The sequence below is a fragment of the Hoeflea sp. YIM 152468 genome (assembly GCF_029210485.1).
Classification (GTDB): Bacteria; Pseudomonadota; Alphaproteobacteria; order Rhizobiales; family Rhizobiaceae; genus Hoeflea.
Window position 1 is genome coordinate 306,149 of the sequence record NZ_JARGET010000029.1, and the last position, 19,850, is coordinate 325,998.

Annotated in this window: 14 protein-coding genes; 4 read left to right on the top strand and 10 right to left on the bottom strand. The window is 61.8% G+C overall.

The window, feature by feature from the left end; genetic code table 11:
* Positions 1–52 precede the first annotated feature (52 nt).
* The 3 genes from PZ897_RS16565 to PZ897_RS16575 are packed head-to-tail and all read left to right on the top strand — an operon-like array spanning position 53 to position 3,242.
* Entirely contained in the window at positions 53–739 is a 687-nt protein-coding gene (locus tag PZ897_RS16565; protein ID WP_275753621.1) for a response regulator transcription factor, read from the top strand.
* 8 nt (positions 740–747) lie between these two features.
* Entirely contained in the window at positions 748–2,163 is a 1,416-nt protein-coding gene (locus PZ897_RS16570) for a sensor histidine kinase (RefSeq protein ID WP_275753622.1), read from the top strand.
* Positions 2,160–3,242, top strand: coding sequence for an ABC transporter substrate-binding protein (locus PZ897_RS16575; RefSeq protein WP_275753623.1), 1,083 nt, complete (start codon positions 2,160–2,162; stop codon positions 3,240–3,242). Before PZ897_RS16570 ends, PZ897_RS16575 begins: the two co-directional genes overlap by 4 nt.
* 197 nt (positions 3,243–3,439) lie before the next feature.
* On the opposite strand, the gene PZ897_RS16580 is transcribed toward PZ897_RS16575, so the two are convergent.
* The 5 genes from PZ897_RS16580 to PZ897_RS16600 form a co-directional block, all read right to left on the bottom strand.
* Positions 3,440–4,573 carry a site-2 protease family protein gene (locus PZ897_RS16580; protein WP_275753624.1) on the bottom strand — a complete coding sequence of 378 codons (1,134 nt, stop codon included), beginning with the start codon at positions 4,571–4,573 and terminating at the stop codon, positions 3,440–3,442.
* A 124-nt stretch (positions 4,574–4,697) separates the two neighbouring features.
* Positions 4,698–5,603 (bottom strand): NAD(P)-dependent oxidoreductase, encoded by a 906-nt coding sequence (locus PZ897_RS16585; protein WP_275753626.1) that lies wholly within the window; start codon positions 5,601–5,603, stop codon positions 4,698–4,700.
* Between the two features lie 80 nt (positions 5,604–5,683).
* Entirely contained in the window at positions 5,684–7,258 is a 1,575-nt protein-coding gene (locus PZ897_RS16590; protein WP_275753627.1) for a trimethylamine methyltransferase family protein, read from the bottom strand.
* Positions 7,259–7,292: 34 nt separating this feature from the next.
* Positions 7,293–9,740: an FAD-dependent oxidoreductase gene (locus PZ897_RS16595; protein ID WP_275753628.1), complete on the bottom strand. Its 2,448-nt coding sequence runs from the start codon at positions 9,738–9,740 to the stop codon at positions 7,293–7,295.
* Positions 9,737–12,184 (bottom strand): FAD-dependent oxidoreductase, encoded by a 2,448-nt coding sequence (locus tag PZ897_RS16600; RefSeq protein WP_275753629.1) that lies wholly within the window; start codon positions 12,182–12,184, stop codon positions 9,737–9,739. The genes PZ897_RS16595 and PZ897_RS16600 overlap by 4 nt, the downstream gene beginning before the upstream one ends.
* A 135-nt stretch (positions 12,185–12,319) precedes the next feature.
* Here PZ897_RS16600 and PZ897_RS16605 point away from each other — a divergent pair, with 135 nt between their 5' ends.
* The gene (locus PZ897_RS16605; RefSeq protein ID WP_275753630.1) at positions 12,320–13,171 is read left to right on the top strand and encodes a LysR family transcriptional regulator; all 852 of its coding nucleotides are present in this window, start codon (positions 12,320–12,322) and stop codon (positions 13,169–13,171) included.
* A 75-nt stretch (positions 13,172–13,246) separates the two neighbouring features.
* On the opposite strand, the gene PZ897_RS16610 is transcribed toward PZ897_RS16605, so the two are convergent.
* The 5 genes from PZ897_RS16610 to PZ897_RS16630 form a co-directional block, all read right to left on the bottom strand.
* A complete protein-coding gene (locus tag PZ897_RS16610; protein WP_275753675.1) occupies positions 13,247–14,521 on the bottom strand; it encodes a glycerate kinase in 1,275 nt (424 codons plus the stop codon).
* A gap of 426 nt (positions 14,522–14,947) precedes the next feature.
* Positions 14,948–16,561, bottom strand: coding sequence for a thiamine pyrophosphate-binding protein (locus PZ897_RS16615; protein WP_275753631.1), 1,614 nt, complete (start codon positions 16,559–16,561; stop codon positions 14,948–14,950).
* 94 nt (positions 16,562–16,655) lie between these two features.
* A complete protein-coding gene (locus PZ897_RS16620; RefSeq protein ID WP_275753633.1) occupies positions 16,656–18,170 on the bottom strand; it encodes a tripartite tricarboxylate transporter permease in 1,515 nt (504 codons plus the stop codon).
* The gene (locus tag PZ897_RS16625) at positions 18,167–18,658 is read right to left on the bottom strand and encodes a tripartite tricarboxylate transporter TctB family protein (protein WP_275753634.1); all 492 of its coding nucleotides are present in this window, start codon (positions 18,656–18,658) and stop codon (positions 18,167–18,169) included. Before PZ897_RS16625 ends, PZ897_RS16620 begins: the two co-directional genes overlap by 4 nt.
* A 79-nt stretch (positions 18,659–18,737) precedes the next feature.
* Complete coding sequence (locus PZ897_RS16630) at positions 18,738–19,715, bottom strand: tripartite tricarboxylate transporter substrate binding protein (protein ID WP_275753635.1); 978 nt, start codon at positions 19,713–19,715, stop codon at positions 18,738–18,740.
* Between the last annotated feature and the right edge of the window lie 135 nt (positions 19,716–19,850).

Below are 19,850 nucleotides of genomic sequence, written 5' to 3' on the forward strand. Positions count from 1 at the left end.
CAAGCTGTCAACAAGCTGTCAGCCGGGTGTTTGAGCGCAGGAGGAAATCGAGATGCATTTTCTGGTCGTCGAAGACACTGACGACGTCTCAGAAGCCATCACCGAACGGTTAAGCCGTGGCGGGCATATCTGCGATCGCGCTGTGTCGCTGGAGGATGCCAAGCATTTTGCCTCTGCTTCAGCCTACGATCTTGTGGTCCTCGACATCAACCTTCCTGACGGGTCCGGCCTGGACTTTCTCAAATGGCTGCGGCAGCGCAAGGATGCCGTGCCAGTGCTGGTCCTGACCGCACGTCTGGCCGTCGACGACAAGATCGGCGCTCTCGATTTCGGCGCCGATGACTACATGGTCAAGCCGTTTGATCTGGGCGAGCTCGAAGCCAGGGTGCGCGCCATTGTACGCCGCCGCTCCGGCGAGGCTGGTGCGCGCCTTTCCGCTGGCAATCTGGAATTCGACATGGCCACGCGTCTGGCGACAGTGAATGGGGAACCACTCCAGCTCACCCCACGTGAACAAGTGCTGCTGGAGATATTCCTCATCCACAAGGGCCGCGTTCTGGAGAAAGACGAGCTTGTCACCCGTTTGTTCGGCATGGAAGCGGACGCCGGACCAAATGCCATCGAACTCTATGTCGGCAGGTTGCGGCGCAAGCTTTGCGGTGCGGACCTCGAAATCCGCACCCTGCGGGGGCTGGGCTATCAGGCCCTATCACCGACATCAAAGATGGTCGCCCGGTGAGCGACAGCATGCCATCTCTGCCGGCCGGCCGGTTTCGTTCCATTGCATGGCGGCTGACGGTGCTGCTCACCCTGCTGCTCACACTTGCTGCAGCCGGCACGGTTGTGGCCGCCTTGAGTTACGGGCAAACCGCCGCCACACGCGCCTTCGACCGGCTGCTGACCGGAGCCGCCCTGCAAATCGCCGAGCGCATCAGTGTTGTGGAAGGCGAGACCATGATCGATATCCCGCTGTCGGCCTTTGGCCTGCTGTCGCTGGCTGCCGAAGACCGGATATTTTACCGGATCATCGCACCGGACGGCGAGACATTGACCGGGGACGAGAGCTTTCCGTTGCCCGAAGCCTCCGGCAGCGAGTCCGATCCGCTGCTTTATGACACCGTGTTTTCCGGCGAAGCGGTGCGCGCCATCAAGATGCAGCGGTTTCTTGCGGAACGCGCGGTGCGCGGCCCGATTACGGTGATTGTGGCGCAAACCTTGCGTGCCCGCGCCGAACTGGCAAACGAAATTGTTGCGCGCGCCATCATCGGTGTCATCGTTGCTGGCGGGGTTACTCTGGCATTGGCGCTGCTGGCCATGCACCTGGCTTTGAGTCCGCTACGCCGGATCGAACGCGCACTGCTGGCCCGGGACCCCAAGGATCTTACACCATTTTCCACCACCACACCGCGCGAGGTCGAGGCTCTGGTCGCCGCCATCAACCGCTTCATGGCCCGGCTCGACAGGCGCGTCAGCGCCATGCAGGGTTTTGTTGCCGACGCCGCGCATCAGATGCGGACTCCGATCACGGCACTGAGGGCCAAAACCGAACTGGCCATGGAAGAAACGGACCCGCGCAAGCTCAAGGCGCTGCAACGGCGCATCCGTGACCGGGCGATCGGCGTAAGCCGCCTGACGGATCAACTGCTGTCTCATGCGCTGGTCACTCACAGGGCTGATTCAGCCACGCTGGAACAGATCGATCTGAGGCGTGTGGCCGTGGAGGCTGAACGCGAAGCCCGTAGAACCGGCGGCGCCGAAGGCATCGAACTTGACCTGCCCGCCGATCCGGTGATGGTGGCAGGCGACGCCTTCAGCTTGCGCGAAGCGGCGCGCAATCTGATCACCAACGCGCTCGCCCACGGCAGGCCGCCGGTCTGCTTGCGGGTCAGTGTTACCAGTCAAGGCAGAGCTTTGATTGCAGCCCACGATCAGGGTCCGGGGATGAGCCCCGATCAGCTTCAGCGAATCGGGCAGCGTTTCGCGCGGGACCCCTCCAACGCCCAAAGCGCCGGTCTCGGCCTGGCAATTGTTGCTGAAGTCGCCGAGTTCCACCAGGGGACGTTGCGGACCGCAGGTGGAGCAGGTGACACTTTCGAGGTAGGCATCGAGCTGCCGCTCACTGCCCCGGCTGCACCGTTTTCCGAGGGGGAAATTGCCCAATGAAACGGCTCACGGGATTCGTGCTGACAACCGCCATCAGCCTCGTTGCTGGCCTGGCGGGTCTGTCGCACGCTGCAGAAACCGTCACGCGCTTTGACGCCATCGGCAGCACCACCTCGGATCTTGTTATCGCCAGTGTCACCGACATCGATTTCATGCAGCCCTTGATATCGGCCTTTCAGGCGATCAATCCGGGCATGTCCGTCACCTATATCCAGGACACCTCAAACAGCCTCGACAAAAGTGTGTCGGAAGCTTGTGCCAGCGCCAACTTTTTCGCCGATCTGGTGATCTCGTCCTCGATCGCCCAGCAGGTCCGGCTGGTCAATGGCGGCTGCGCGCGTGTTATCGGAACACCGGTGCTGACAAGCCTGCCGGACTGGGCGCAGTGGCGCGGCGAATTGATCGGCCTGACCTATGAGCCGGCAGTGATGGTCTACAACAAGGAAGCCTTCGCTGCCGAGGGCCCTCCACACAGCCGCTTCGACCTGATCGATCTGATGCGGCAGTCGGACAAACTCAACGGACGCATCGCCACCTATGACATCGAGAACTCCGGCGTCGGATACCTGTTCGCGTTTCAGGATTCCACCGAAGCGAGCACCTGGGGCCGGCTGATCGAAGGCTTCGGCCGCAACAGCGTCGCCACCTTCTGCTGCAGCTCGGAAGTCATCGACCGGGTTGCCGATGGCCGCGCCTTTGTCGGCTACAATGTGCTGGGCTCCTATGCCCTGTCTCGCGCCGAAAGCGATGAACGCATCGGCGTCATCTTGCCGAGCGACTATACGCTGGTGCTGTCCCGAGCCGGCTACATTCCGCGCGAAGCCCGCGACGCGCCTGCGGCGCGCGCCTTTCTGGAACTGGCGCTGTCGCCACAAGGCCGGGCGATCCTTGACGGCGAAACCCGGCTGCTCACACCGCTAAACGGTCCGGCGGCACTGGCACGATTGAGTGGTGACGATGAGTTGGCGCTCAGACCGATCCCGCTGACGCCGGCACTGCTGGTCTCACTTGACCGCGCCAAGCGGGCACGGTTTCTCTCGCAATGGCGCAAATCAGTAACCCTGCCGAGCCCGCGATGAAGCTGACACATCGACCTGCAGGAGACAAACGGCACAGATACCCGCCAGAGCCTCGTGCGATTCACGAGACAGCTTGAAGCGCCAGCCGCAGTCTTGCGCCAGACGCCCTCGAGCAACAGACCATCCGGCCGCCTTCCGGACCCCGGACGTCGCGACAGGCTTTACACAAGCGTGTATCGCGGCAGCGGTTTGCCGGGTCACGGCGCCGTGCCAAGCTCCCGCTCGAGCGCCAGATGCTGCATCAGGTCGGACAGGGAGATCACGCCCACCAGGTGCATTCCCTCCGCAACCATCAGCTTGCGCCGCGATGAGGCGGCCATCTGTTTGAACACCGCATTGAGCGGTATCGACGGCTGAACTGTATTGTCCGGGTCCGCTGGCACCAGGATCTCGGCAACACGCCGCACCGCCTGCTCCTGCTTGTCGACCGAACGCACTCCGGCGGCATCGACATAACCAAGCAATTTTTCGCCTGAAATGACCGGCACAAAGCTGACCCCGTGGCGCAACATCACATCGTCAACCAGACTGCTGATCAACGTGTCGGGATCAACCGTATGCACCCGTTCGCTCATCAGGCTTCGGGCCGTCTTGCCGCGCAGTGCCGCTTTGACCCGCAGATTCTGATAGCTGCCGGTCGACGCATTGAGAATGAAAAAGCCGATCAGGATTTGCCAGAAGCCGCCAATCCCACCTCCGGAAAAAACCGCAAGGGCGCCGGTGAGCATCAGGAACAGACCAAAGCCTGTTCCGATGCGGCTGGAAATGCGCGTGGCCCGCATCAGGTCTTGCGTCACATGCCAGATCGCGGCTCTGAGCACCCGTCCGCCATCAAGCGGAAACGCGGGAACCATGTTGAACACCGCCAGCACCAGATTGATCAGTCCGAGATAGCCGAACACGGCACCCACCAGTCCGATCTCGGTCCCGGTGGCAGCCAGATGTGCCAGACCATAAAACAGGGCGGACAGAAACAGGCTCATCAGCGGCCCGGCAATGGCAATCTGGAATTCCGACTTCGGATCGTGCGGCTCTTCCTCAAGCTCCGCCACGCCGCCGAATATGAACAGCGTGATCCCGCCTATTTTCAATCCGTAAGATCGCGCCACCAGCGAGTGCGACAATTCATGCAGGATCAATGATGTGAACATGCCAAGCATCGCAACAATGCCCAGAACGATGTAAAGCGTGCTGCTCCGGCCGGGGAAAATACCCGGAAAATACGACGTCGACAGGCTCCAGACAATCAGCGCCGCAATCAGCAGCCAGCTGGGATCGACCTTGAGCTTGAAGCCGAATATCTCGAATAGTTGGACGGCATTTCTGAACATGACATCTCCTGTTCGCAGCTATTGCCAGGCAATCATGCATCACGAGGCGCACACGCGTATTGATCGACATCAGTCTCGCTCCTGACAGCGATGATGTCCCAGATATGTGCGGCGCAATGGCGCTCTATTCAAGTCTGGATGGAAAACCCGGCGCACGCAGATCGGTTTCGAGGGCGTCTTCCAGCAATTTCACGATCTGGGTCGATTGCGCCTGACCGCCATAGGCAGCCTTGCCACGCACGAAGGCCTGGTTGGTTAACCCCGCCAGATCCATCGGCACGCCGAACTCACGCCCGAAATTCATTGCGAACCCGAGATCCTTGAGCGCCAGATCCATGGTGAAGGCCACATCATAGCTGCCATTGAGAATGAGCTGCCCCTCGGTCTCGTGCACGAAACTGGAGCCGGAACTGGCGGCGATCGCTTCCCAGGCGGTCCTCAGGTCGAGGCCGCCGCGCTTGGCCAGCATCAAGGCTTCGCCATCGGCCACCAGATGGATGAAGGCCAGCATGTTGGTGATCACCTTGATGAGCGAGGCCGAGCCGAGCGGCCCCATGTGAAAAATCTTGTCACCCATGGCCTCAAACGCAGGCTTGTGCTTGTCGAACAGATGCGCCTCGCCGCCGGCAAGCACGGTGATCTTGCCCTGCGCCGCCAGATGCACGCCGCCGGTTACCGGGGCTTCCATGGTTTCGACGCCGTTTGCCGACGCGACCGTGGCAAGCCTTAAAATGTCGTCGCGGCCCAGGGTCGACATCTCGATCCAGGTTGTTCCGGGCCGGGCCGTGGTCAGCATTTGGGTGAGCACTTTTTCAGACACCGCCGGCGACGGCAGACAGGTGATGATGGCATCGCAGCCGCGCGCCAGCTCCGCCGGCGTGTCGGCCCAGAGACACCCCTTGCCCATGCCGAGATGGCGCCGGCCCAGCTTCGGGTCGAGATCCGTGACCGTGACATCAAAATTTTCGCGCAACAGGCTCGCGGCCAGATGTCCACCAAGATTGCCCAGACCGATAAAACCGTAGCGCATCGCAGTGCTCCCAAATGTTCTCGATCAGTAACGCAAACCTGTCGGTGGTCGATCAGCGCCTGAACGTCATCGAATTGACTTCACACATAGATATTGAACGCCGCCCGGATTGCCGCATCCACCGCCGGGTCAAGCTGGGGTGCCGACGATTCCGCAAGAATCCGGTTCTTGCGTGCGATGGCCTTTTGCACCAGATCCGGTTTGCCGGTCTCCGCCCATTCCTTCGGGCTGGTCCGGTCAGCCACCGCCGGGTAGACATACTCGGTCTGCATCACCTGCAGTGTCTGCGGATGGCCGAGATAATGGCCGGGACCTTCAAGACAGACCTCGCGCATCGCATCAAGGCTGACGCCGTCCTCGGTGACATCAATGCCGCGCACGCAGCGCAGCACCTGTCCCAGAAGATCATCGCCGAGCACCAGGGATTCCATGCAAAAGCCGAGCAGAGAGGCGTGCATGCCGACGGATTCATAAACCATGTTGAGGCCGCTGAGCCCTGCCATGGTGTTGGAAATCGCCTGCTCCCAGCCTGCCTGCATGTCCGGCAGCTTGGCATCGGCGATGCCTGCGGCAGCGCCGCCTGGCAGTCCGTAAAACCGGTGCATCTGGGCGCAGCCCGCCGTCAGCAGAGCCTGTTCGCCCGAACCGCCCGACATTGCGCCCGAGCGCAAATCGGACACGAACGGCCAGGTGCCGAACACGGCCGGATGACCCGGCGCCATGGCGTTGACATAGACAACACCCGCCAGGCATTCGGCCACCGCCTGCACGATCGCGGTTGCCAGCAACGGCGGCGCTGTGGCGCCCGCCTGCCCGGCAGACAGCAGAAGCACCGGCATGCCGGCGCGGATGCACTTCTCCATGGTGATGCAGCTCTCTTCCGCAAATTTCATCGGCGGCACCACAAAACAATTGGAGTTCGACACGAATGGCCGCGCCCGCCAGGCCGCTTCGCCACCCGCGATCATGTGGATCAGTTCCATGCAGCCTTCCAAATGCGACGGATCGGAAAAGCTGGTGCCGACATGCTTGGTGGTGCCGGCGCAACAGGCGTAGATGGTGTTGATGTCCATCTCGTAATTGTCGACAACGTCGCGGCAGACCATGGCGCGCTGGAAAAAATGGACATTGTCGAGCGCGTGGGTGATCCGTGCCGCGTCATACAGATCCTGCGCGGTGGATTCGCGGTAGCTCCGGTTTTCGATATCAACCACATGCACCGCGGCACCGGCAGTGCCGTAGTGGACCCGGGTGCCCGACAGATCGAGATCATGTTTGGGATCCCGGCCGAACAGCACCAGGTCCTTGTTGACCAGCGCCAGCATGTCCTCAACCAGCGCGCGCGGAAACCGTATCCGCCCGTCATCGCCGAGGATCGCCCCGGCGCCGGTGAGAATTTCAACACCCGATGGCGGCGCCTGGGAAAGCCCGATGGTTTCCAGCGCGTCAAGCGCTGCCTGGTGAATACGCAGGACATTGGCATGGGACAGCGGCGAGTATTGCCCACCACTCATCCCGGCCCGGATCGGCCTCAGACTGTCGGCCAGCGGCGCGGTCCTGACCGCAACCCGGTTGGCGCGGCCGCCAGATCGGCGGCTCAGCTTTTCAACCGGGGGAGACTCAAGTGCAGTGTTGGTTTCAGGTGCGGCTTCCATCGTGGTCTCCTTGAGGTCCAAAGAAGATTTCAGGTCACATCCGGACGCGGAGCGAGCCGGGGTCGTAAAGCGGTTTGAGGGACGCAATTGCTGCATGGCGCTCCCCGGCAATCTCGATTTCGTAAGTGGAGCCAAGCAGCTCTTGCGCGCTCTCGCCCGCGCAGGGCACATAGCCAAGCCCGATGGCGCCTCCGAGATGATGGCCGTAATTGCCCGACGTGATGATCGAGACGATCTCGCCGTCGCGGACGATCACCTCGTTGTGGAACAGCAGCGGCTCGGGATCGGTGAGCTGGAACTGAACCAGCCGGCGCGACAGCCCTTCATCGCGCTTCCGCAATACCGCGTCACGACCGATGAACTCACCCTTTTGGGTTTTGACTGCGAAACCGAGACCGGCTTCGAGCACGTGATCCTCATCGGTGATGTCATGGCCGAAATGCCGGAAGCCCTTTTCGATGCGGCAGGAATCAAGCGTGTGCAGCCCGCAGAGTTTCAGCCCGTGATCGGCGCCGGCTTCCGCCAGCGCTTCAAACACATGGGCGGTCTGGTCGGAAGACACATAGAGTTCCCAGCCGAGTTCGCCGACATAGGTAACGCGGTGAGCGCGGGCGAGGCCCATACCGATCTCGATTTCGCGCACCGTTCCGAACGGCTGTGCCGCATTGGAAAATTCATTCGGGCTGACAGCCTGCAGCAGCGAGCGGGCATCGGGGCCCATGACGCACAGGACCGATTCCGCCGCAGTCACGTCCGTGATGACGACAAATTCGTCACCCAGATGACGCCGCAGCCAAGCCAGATCCCGCTGCAGCGTGGCGCCCGGAACAATCAGCAGAAACGCCGTCGCCGACAACCGGGTGACCGTCAGATCGCACTCGATACCGCCCCGGGTGTTGAGCATCTGGGTGTAGACAATCCGCCCCGGCTCGACATTCATCTCATTGGCGCAGAGCCGTTGCACAAAGGCCAGCGCATCCCGCCCCTCGACACGGATCTTGCCGAACGAGGTCATGTCGAACAGGCCGACGGCCTCGCGCACCGCTGTGTGCTCGCGCTTCTGATTGTCAAACCAGTTCTGCCGCTTCCAGGCGTATGAGTATTCGCGGTCCTGACCCGCATCGGCAAACCAGTTGGCCCGCTCCCAGCCGGCCATTTCGCCAAACACGGCACCGCGCGCCTTGAGCTGTTCATGGATTGGCGACCGCCGGATGCCGCGTGCGGTTTCCATCTGCCGGTAGGGGAAGTGGTCGGCGTAAAGCAGACCGAGGGTCTCGGTGACGCGGCTTTGCAGATAGTGCCGGTTCTTCTGGAACGGCTGCGCCCGCCGGATATCGACTTCCCACAGGTCAAACGGCGGTTCACCATCATTGATCCACTGCGCCAGCGCAAATCCTGCGCCGCCCGACGAGACAATACCGACGGAGTTGTATCCGGCGGCAACCCAGTAGCCACTGACCTCCGGCGCTTCGCCCAGATAGTAGCGGTCGTCCGGGGTAAAGCTCTCCGGTCCGTTAAAGAAGGTATGAATGCCGGCGGTGGCAAGCAGCGGCAACCGGTTGACCGCCTGTTCGAGGATCGGCTCGAAATGGTCGAAATCTTCCGGCAACTGGTCAAAGCAGAAATCTTCCGGAATGCCGCCCATGCCCCAGGGTTTGGCGACAGGCTCGAAGGCGCCAAGCAGCATCTTGCCCGCATCTTCCTTGTAGTAGGCGCATTCATCCGGCACGCGGAGCACCGGCAGTCGTGTCAGGTCCGGAATCGCTTCGGTGACGATGTAGAAATGTTCGCAGGCATGCAGCGGCAACGTCACACCGGACTGGGCTGCAAGATCGCGGCCCCACATGCCGCCGCAATTGACCACGATGTCAGCCGCGATCGACCCGTTGCTCTCCCCCTGCTGCCAGTCGACCCCGGTGACCTTTCCATCAGCACTGGTGATCGCCGTCACCTTGACGCCTTCGATGATGCGGGCACCGTTCATCCGCGCACCCTTGGCCAGCGCCATGGCTATATTGGCCGGATCGCATTGCCCGTCGAGCGGCAGATGCACCGCTGCTGTGACATCGGAAACATTGAGATGCGGATACATCGTCAGAACGTCGTCAGGCCCGATCTCCTGCACATCGATGTCGAAAGCCCGGGCAAGCGAGGCCTGGCGGTAGATCTCCTCCTTGCGCGCCTCGCTCAGCGCCACCGTGATCGAGCCGCATTGCCGCATGCCGGTGGCAACGCCGGTTTCGGCCTCCAGCTTGACGTAGAGGTCGGCCGAATATTTGGCGAGCCGCGTCATGTTGAGCGACGCCCGCAATTGCCCGATCAGGCCGGCTGCGTGCCAGGTGGTGCCGCAGGTCAGTTGCTTGCGCTCGAGCAGCACGATGTCGCGCCAGCCGAGCTTGGCCAGATGATAGGCAACCGAGCAGCCCGACACCCCGCCACCGACGATGACCGCGCGGGCCTTGTCGGGGACGGTAACGCTCATGCCCGGATCCTCTCGTTTTTCGAATCCCACAATGGCTGGTCAGCCTGCACGATGGCAGGGAACCGCTCACCGAATATCTCGACTTCAAGCTCGGTGCCCGGCTCCGTCAGATCGGCCCGCAGCATGCCGAGCGCGATCGACTTGCCGATCCGGTGACCCCAGCCGCCGGATGTGGTTTCGCCCACCACCTTGCCACCGTGCCAGAGCGTCGACATGTAGGGTGCATCGCATTCGCCGGCCTCGACGGTCAGCGTGACGAACCGCTTGGCGACCCCGCGCTGCTTCTCCGCCTCGAGCGCCGGCTTGCCGAGGAAGTCCGGCTTGTCCCATTTGACGAAGCGGCCCAGGCCGCCCTGCAGGATGGTGTAGTCGGTCGACAGGTCACCCTTCCAGGCGCGGTAGCCTTTTTCCAGCCGCAGCGAATTGAGCGCGAACATGCCGAACGGTCTGAGTCCATGCGGTTCGCCAGCGTCCATCACGGCATCAAAGATCCGCATTGTATCTTCGATCCTGGAATGGATTTCCCAGCCCAATTCACCGGCGAAGGAGACCCGCACCAACTGGCACCAGACGCCTGCAATCTGCGCTGACTGATGCGTTAGCCATGGCTTACTCAAATCGGCATCAGTGATGCCGGACAGGATTTCGCGGGATTTCGGTCCGGTCAGGATCTGGCAGGAAAACGCCTCGGTGACATCCTGGATGACAATATCGGTGCCACCCGGCAGATGTTTGGTCAGCCATTCGAAATCATGCCATTGCGCCGTCGCGGCCGTGATCAGGAAGAAGAAATTCTCATCCAGCGCCATCAGCGACATCTCGGTGACGATGCGGCCCTTGGCATCGGCGAAATAGCCAAGCCCGATGCGGCCAGGTGCCGGCACTGTGCCGGTGATCAGCGAATTGAGCCAGTCGCGCGCGCCAGCGCCTTCGACCCGGAAACGCGAAAATCCCGGCAGATCGAGAATGCCCGCCGCGTCCCGCACTGCCAGGCATTCGCTCTTGACCGCCTCGAACCAGGCGCCCGCACGGTTCCATGTCTGTGTCGCCTCCTCGCTCACGTCGTCGCCAGGCCGCGCATACCAGTTGGCCCGCTCCCAGCCATTGTAGGCGCCGAACTGAGCGCCAAGGCTCGCGATCCGGTCATGCACCGGCGAGAGCTTCTTGTTGCGGCCAGCGGGCCAGGCATGATGGGGAAAATGCATCGCGTATTCGTGGCCATAGACTTCCATGCCCTTGGCGGTCGCATAGTCCTGATCGCAGAAGCCGGTGAAGCGGCGCGGATCGCAAGACCACATGTCCCACTCGGTTTCACCCTCCATCACCCATTCGGCCAGCACCTTGCCCGCACCGCCGCCCTGACAGATGCCGAACGTAAAGACACAGGCCTCAAACGCATTCGGCACGCCGGGCATTGGCCCGATCAGCGGGTTGCCGTCCGGCGTATAGGGGATCGGCCCGTTGATGTTCCTGGTCAGCCCCGCGGTGCCCAAGAGCGGCACCCGTTCGACCGCGTCATTGATGTACCACTCCAGCCGTTCGAGATCGTCAGGGAACAGCTGAAACGAGAAATCGGCTGGCATCGGGTCATCCGGCGTGGCCCAATGCGCCCGGCAATTGCGTTCATAGGGGCCCAGATTGAAGCCGTTCTTCTCCTGCCTGAGATAGTAGGAACTGTCGACGTCACGCATCAGCGGCAGTTTGTGGCCGACTTCCTTGCTCCAGGCTGCCAGTTCCGGCACCTCGTCAAACAGCATGTACTGATGGCTCATCACCATCATCGGCATGTCACGGCCGAACATCTTGCCAATTTCGCGGGCATAATAGCCTGCCGCATTGACCACGTATTCGCAGCGAATGTCGCCCTTGCCGGTCGAAATCAGCCATTCGTCGTTTTCGCGGCGCACCCCAATAGCCGGGCAGAAGCGATAGATTTTGGCGCCCAGATCGCGCGCACCCTTGGCCAAAGCCTGGGTCAGTTGCGCCGGGTCAATGTCCCCGTCATAGGGATCGTAGAGCGCGCCGGTGAGATCATGGGTCTCGGCGAAGGGATAGCGGGACTTGATCTCGCCGGGCGCCAGAATGTCGAGATCCATGCCCTGGTAGCGGCCCATCCCCGCGACCCGCTGGAACTCGCGCAACCGCTCTTTCGAATGGCCGAGCCGGATCGAGCCGGTGACATGGTAATTCATCGGATACTCGACGGCATCGGCCAGCCCGCGATACAGTTCGGCCGAGTAACGCTGCATGTTCATGATCGACCAGGACGCAGAAAATGTCGGCACATTGCCCGCTGCATGCCAGGTAGAGCCCGCCGTCAGCTCGTTTTTCTCGAGCAGAACGCAGTCGGTCCACCCGGCTTTCGCGAGATGATAAAGCGCCGAGACCCCGACCACGCCGCCTCCGATAATGACAACCCGCGCATGCGCTGCAATCTCACTCACACCACTCTCCCGCAAACAGCTGCTGTGCAGGAGTATCTGACCGGTTCTGCCAATCCGCAATTCCGTCAGAATGCCTTTATTAATCGGAAAATCCGATTAGGGTGCAAAGCAACATTTTTTGGGGGGAGAGCCGCTGTGCAAATCGAGTTGATTGAAACATTCCTCGACCTGATGGAGACAAAGAGCTTCAATCGCACAGCCGAGCGCTTGAGCCTTACCCAGTCCACGGTCTCGGGTCGAATCAACGCGCTTGAGACAACACTCGGGCGCAGATTGTTCACCCGCAGCCGCGCCGGAACCGAGCCGACACCTGCCGGATACCGGCTGCTCGATCACGCCCGCACCCTGCGTCATCAATGGACCGAAGCCCGGCGCTCGGTTCAAAACACCGGCAATTTTTCGGAATCGATGCGCATCGGCATGCAGCATGATCTGGCCTCAAGCCACATCGCCGATTGGGTCGCCGGTTTCCGCAAGGTGCTGCCTGACGCCGCTTTTTACATCGAACTCGATTTCTCCAACCAGATGAGCATCGATCTGCTGGCGGGCGAGATCGATCTGTCGATCATGTTCACGCCGAAGAACCTGCCCGATCTGCATCACGAACTCATCGGCGAGCTTGCCTACCGGATGATCAGCTCAAATGTTCGGCGCATCGCCGACATCGAGCCGCAAAGTTACATCTTCACCAACTACTCACCTGCTTTTGACAAGGTTCACCGCCAGGTGGTCGCCAGACTCGCCGAGGCGCCCTTGTCGAGCGGCCAGAACATCACCGTTTGCGGTCTGCTGACAGCGCTTGGCGGCACGGCTTACGTTCTGGAGGATTCGGCTGCGGAAATGGTGGCGACCGGTGGCTTCGGCTTCATCGAGGACGCGCCGAGCATCCCCCAGTCGGTTTACGTGGCGATGCATCTGCGCAATCGCCACTCTCACATCCACCGCCGCCTGCTCGACAGCGTCCGCAAGCAATTGTCGGGTGCATGACACCATTTTCGACCGGCAAATGGCAGAAGTCCGGCGCGTGAAGGAGAGGCGGCGCGACCATCAGGCAGTTCAGCTTCAATCAGGCAGGTTGCCGATTAGGATCGCACGGAAATCGTTGACATTGGTCCCGGTCGGCCCGGGCACGAACAGGTCGCCGATCGCGTTGAACGCGGTCCAGGCATCGTTCGAACCAAGATGCGCAAGCGGATCCAGACCTTCAGCTCTGAGCCGCTGCGCCGTGCCGCCGTCGGCAAAAGCACCGGCATTGTCTTCCGAACCGTCTATTCCGTCCGTATCGGCCGCAACGGCGGCGATGTCGTCGATCCCGTCGATGGCAGCGGCGAAGGACAGCAGGAACTCGGTGTTGCGTCCACCCTTGCCTTTGCCCCGCAAGGTCACCGTTGTCTCTCCACCCGACAGGATGACCACCGGCTTGGTGAATGGCCGGTCGCGGCTCGCCACCTCCCTGGCAATGGCAGCATGAACCAAGCCGACATCGCGGGCTTCGCCTTCCACTGCATCCGATAAAATGACGGCATCAACGCCGGCACGCCTGGCCATTTCGGCAGCCGCCTCCAGCGACAATCGCGCCGAGGCAATAACGCGAACCTCATTGCTGGCGAACACCGGATCGTCGGGACGCGGCGGCAAGTCCTTGCCCGCGGCAAGATGGGCCTGGATCTTTTCAGGCAGCGCAATGTTGCGCGCTGACACCATCGCCAGAACCTCCGGCAGCGTGACGCGATCAGGGATCGTCGGGCCGGACGCCACCTGACAGGCCTCGTCGCCGGGCACATCGGACACAACCAGCGACACCACTTTGGCGGGCGCGGCCGCAGCAGCCAGCCGTCCACCCTTGATGCGGCTCGCATGTTTCCGGATGGCATTCATCACCCCGATCGGGGCACCCGATGCGAGCAGCGCCTGGTTGAGGTCCTGCTCATCCGCAAGCGAAAGCCCGTCCGGAGGCGCCGGCAGAAGCGCCGACCCGCCGCCACAGATCAGCGCAACGACGAGGTCGTTCTCGCTCAAACCTGACACGGCATCAAACAGGGCCTCCGATGCGGCAAGCCCTGCGCTGTCGGGCACCGGATGGCTGGCCTCAAGCACCTTGATTGTCCGGCAGGGGGCGGCATAGCCATACCGCGTCACCACCGTACCGGTCAGCGGACCATCCCACAGGTCTTCAAACGCAGCCGCCAGTTGCGCGGCCCCCTTGCCGGCACCGATGACCACGGTTTTGCCCTTGGGTTTTGGTGGCAGCGCATCACGCAGTGCCCGCCGGGGGTCGGCGCGCGCAACCGCTGTCTCGAACAAGCCTGTCAGAAAGTCTCGTTTGCGCGGATCAATCACGACGCTTCACCTTCGCCAACACCCATCATTCACATCATCCTCCGCAGAGCCGCGCGACCATCTGGACGCGACAGGCGACTCGCCATCTCTGTTCTTCCAAGGCCGCTTATCTGCATCAAGCGTCCACGCCGGAGCGCAGGACGCTCAAGCGGAACCAATCCGCGCCACCATGGCTTGCTGAAATCAGTCTTCCAAGCAGGTATTTCGGCCGGTTTCGCCAGCGAAGTCAAACCCAAAAAAAATCTGTCACCCAATGTGGGCGCAAGCGGCATGTCAGGGCTGAGATTGATCCGGTGCTGCAAACCGGGTGCGCGGCCGCTGAAAACTGGCAGGCCACAACTGGCCATGAACCGCCGGGCTGGCTGCTCAGCATTGCTCCCGGGGAGCCACCTGTTCCCAGGCCGAGGCAACCGGCGGCGATTCTCAGTGCGCCGATCCGCTCGGGGCTGGCTGGCCGTCAATGACGACGTTGACACAAGCCACCTTGCCTGACGCCACGGCCCGGCCGAGCGCAGCATCGAGATCGGCAAGATCGGTAACGTACTCGCCATGTCCGCCAAGCGCTGCCACCGCCCGATCATACCGCGCGCCGCTGAGCTGGCAGCCAATCAGCCGGTCCGGGCCGTAGTCGCGCAACTGGATCTGATGCTCCGCGTTCCAACAGGCATCATTGCCGATGACCACAATGAAAGGCAGATTTTCACGCGCCGCTGTCTCGAACTCGGCAAGATGGAAGCCGACGGTGCCGTCGCCCATCAGCGCGAATACGGTGGCATCAGGACGCGCGGTGCGGGCCGCGAGCGCGTAACAGAGCCCGCCGCCAATTGCACCCGATGGTCCGTTGATGATCCGCTCGGCGGCGTGGGTGCCGGCTTGCGCCCATTGGCCGAATTCGCCGCCATCGCAGATCAGAACGGCTTCATTGGCAGCTTCGATCTGTCGTTGCACGGCAGCGGCAAGTTGCGCCGGCGTGATCTTGCCATCGGCGCCCGGCGCGGCGACATCATAGCAGCGGCAGGAAATCAGCCCGGCCACCTCGCCGCGCCAGCCCCGGCGGGCTTCCGCTCCCTTGCACGCATCCATCAGTTGGTCTGCGGCATCGAGCGGGTTGGTGTCGATCACCAGCGCAAGCCGGTCACCGAGATTGAGGGCCGCACGGGCGCGTTCGGCGGCATCGCTGTCGATGACTATCCAACGGCAATCGGCCCCGGCAACCGCAGTCGCGCCAAAGCCGAGGGTAAAATTGATCGGCTTGCCCAGCGAGATCACCAGATCCGCCCGCTCGAGTGCCCGTGCAAAATTCCCGAGTGACGGATCCCTGAGCCCGCGCGGGCTCTCCATTGCGACCACGGGCGCGTCGAGCACATCCTGCAAGGCGGTGAGCACCGTGCCCTGGCGGGTGGCGTTCAAGGCCGGACCGCACAGCACCAACGGCCTTGCCGCCGCCGCCAGCATCTCGATGATGGAGTCCAGATCGGTGTCGTTCATGCCACCATGGTCGCGCGCCATCGCCGCCGCAGAGGGCAGAGACGCGCCACCGCAATCCGCCTCGACGACGTCGAAAGGCAACGCCACATGCACCGGTCCCGGCCTGCCCGACAGCGCGGTGCGGATCGCCAGCGCGATCGTGTCACCAAGCGTGGCCGCAGATTCGGCGCGCATCGACAATTTGGTCAGCGGCGCCGTCATCGGAACCTGATCGAACTCCTGGAAGGCGCCCTTGCCGTCCTGGCCGCGCGGCGAATCTCCGGTCAAAAGCAGCACCGGACTTTCCGACTGCCGGGCCGAAAACAGGGGTCCCATGGCATTGGCGGCTCCCGGCGCAGCGGTCACGAGGGCGACACCGATTTCACCGGTCAGCTGCGCCCAGGCATCGGCCATAAACACCGCAGCGCCCTCGTGGCGGGTGTGAATGATGTCGATGCCCCCATCGAGGCAGGCATCATAGACCGGCATGATCTGGTTGCCCGATAACGAGAAGATTTTCGTCACTCCGGCCAGGCCCAGGGTCTGCACCAGAAGGTCTGCACCACGCATTGCATTCATCCTTGTCCGGCTCTGACCCGTCGGGTCATGCCTGTTTCATTCTCCAGCAGTTGCAGCAATCACCAGTAAGAACCGGCACAGCGCATCATGTCTGGCTTTCCACCTTGAGCGGCCCCTGTCTGCGCGTCGCCTTGATACCGGCCCGGATGATGGCAAACACCGTGATCACCGTCAGTGCCCAGAAGAACCAGGTGATTGGCCCCCGGAACAGGATCACCGGCGAACTGCCCGACATCAGCATGGCTTGGCGGAAATTGTCCTCCAGCAGCGGGCCGAGGATGAAGGCAATGAGAAAGGGGGCAGCGGGGATTCTATAGCGCAGCATGAAATAACCGACCCAGCCCATAGCGAACATGACGCCGACATCGAAGATCGAATTGTTGACCGCAAACACGCCGAAGATGCACAGAACCAGCACGGCCGGAAACAGAACGCCGCGCGGAATGTCGGCAACATACTTGAACCCGTGGATGGCCACCGAACCGATGAAGAACAGAAAAACCGAGCTGACAATGAGGCCGATGAACAAGGCATAGATGATGTCGGCATTGAGAATGAACATCATTGGCCCCGGCTGAAGGCCGTGGATCATGAACGCGCCAATGATTATGGCCGTGATGACGTCACCTGGAATTCCCAGCGCCAGCAGCGGGATCAGGGTCGCACCGGCTACCCCGTTGTTTCCCGCCTCTGCGGCGGCGACACCTTCGAGTTCGCCCTTGCCGAACTTGTCCCTGTTGGGTGACGTCCGCCGTGCTTCCGAATAGGACAGGAAGGCTGACGGGGCAGCGCCGATGCCGGGGATGGCGCCCAGAAAGACGCCGATGAAGCTGCCGCGGACAATCGACTTGAAGCAACGCCTGTAGTCGGCGAAGGACACCCAGCTCTTGCCCATCGATCGCTTCTGACCATCAAAGACCTTCGGATTCCAGACCATGGCGATGATTTCGGGAATGGCAAACAATCCTATCAGCACAGCGATGAAGTTGAGTCCGCCCATCAGATTGGCATTGCCGAAGGTGAACCGGTTGGTGCCATAGATCAGATCGAGGCCAACCGTGGCGAGCAACAGGCCGAGCATTGCCGACAGTGCGCCACGCAACAGGCTTTCGCCCGACACGCCGGCGATGATGGTCAGCGAAAACAGCATCAGGGTGAAGAACTCCGGCGGACCGAAACTGAGCGCGAAGGAGGCAAGAAAACCGGCAAACAGGATCAGTGCCAGGTTGGAAATCAAGTCAGCCGTGCACGAAGCCCACAGCGCCATGCCGAGTGCCTTGCCGGCCTGGCCCATTTCCGCCAGCGGATAACCGTCAAGGACTGTGGCCGAGGAGGCCGGGGTGCCCGGCGTCTTGATCAGGATGGCGGGAATGGAGCCCCCGAAGATACCGCCCTTGTAGACGCCGAGCAGCAACAGGATGCCGGTTATCGGCTGCAGCGCGAACGTAAAGGGCAAGGTCAACGCCACGGCCATCGTGGCCGACATTCCGGGAATCGCGCCGGCGAACACACCGACCGCAACACCCGTGCCGAGCGCAAGGAAACTCCCGACATTGGCGACCATCGACAGACCCATCATCAGATTGTCGATAAAACTCACGGAAGCCTCACGAAATCACCCTGCGGAACCGCAACACCGGCGACATGGGCAAAGAATGCGTAGAGCACCAGCGGCACCAGAACCGCGCTGGTCAGCGCAATCCTCGGATGATTGGTGCGAACGAGAAATGCGGTGACTGCGAACACCAGCATCGAGGTCCAGACCATGCCGATGCGGGGAAGCATCAGCATGGTGACAGCCATGACGGCGGCGATGCTGGCAAGACGGCCCCAGGCCTTTGGTGCGTCATCGACATCGCAAACCTCGGGTTTGGTGGCTGCGGGCTGACGGATCGACGTCAGGATCATGCCGAAACCGGTGATCCCGGTCAGGCCAGCAAGCGCCCAGGGCCAGAACAGCGGAGACAGAATGATATTGGGAACATTGCTGGGCGAAGAAACCCAGACCGGGATGGCGACAAGCAGCAGGAAAGCCGCTGCGACGATGGCCCCGATGCCCAGTTGAATGTGGAGTGTCCGATCGTGCACCTTAGCTTCCTCCCCGTCGCAGAATGCACCGGATCTTGACCTGATCCGACGCATTCTTCAATCACAGCCGGCGATAGAACTATCCCTCGATACGCATGCCGAGATCATCAACCAGCTTGCGGAAGGTCTGATACTGACCGTCGATGAAAGCCTTGGCTTCCTCCGGGCTCATCAGCTCGATGACCGAACCGGCCTTTTCCATGACCGCGAGGAATTTCTCGTCCTGGACAGCAGTGGCCATCCACTCGCCCCATTTTGTCGCGACATCATCGGTCAGCGACGCCGGGCCGGCAATGCCGGTCCAGCCGACAAGCTGTTCGAGCGCTGGCTTGCCAAGTTCGGCCGCCGTGGGCGCATCAAAGCCGTTCAGCCGCTCTGGCGTGGTCACCAGAAGCGGAGTGAGTTGGCCATTGGCGACAAAGCCGGCAAGGGCGGACGAGTTGGTACAGATAAAGGTGACGGTGCCGTTGAGCACAGCCGTTGCCGCCGCGCCGCCCCCCTTTTGCGGAATGTGAACCGTCGCCTCGAGCGGATTGCCGATGCCGAATTCCTTCATCACCATCACCGCTGCCAATTGCAGCAGCGATCCGACCCCCGACGACGAATAGGAAACGCCGCCCTCGTTGATTTTGGCAATCAGATCATCCATCGAAGTGATCCCGGAGGCCGGCGTCACCGCGCAGACGACCGGGTTGATCTCATAGACAGTGACAAAGCGGAAATCATCGAGCGTATACGGCAACGTTGCCTTCATCGCCGGATTGACCGTATGCGAGCCAACCCGGGCGAACAGCATGGTGTAGCCATCTCCCTTGGCGTTTTGCACCGCAACCGACCCGGTGGCGCCACCGGCGCCGGTGACATTGGACATCACCATTGGCGTGCCAGCGGCTTCCGTCAGAGCCTCGGCGATTGCGCGTGCGGAAATGTCGGTGGCGCCGCCCGCGCCGTAGGGGATGATCATGTTGACCGGGCGATCAGGATACTCGGCCAGAGCCGCCGTCGTCATCATTCCGAGCGTGAGTGCGCACGCCATGCCTAGTTTTGTTAAGTTCATGTCTTCCTCCCAGTTGCATGATCCGCGGATTGTCCGGGCAGATTTGTCGCTCGTTCAACCAAGTAAGCCATTGCAAAAACCATATTGGTAAGTCACATTTGTAAAAAGCCACAAATGGTTACAAGTTGTGTAGAT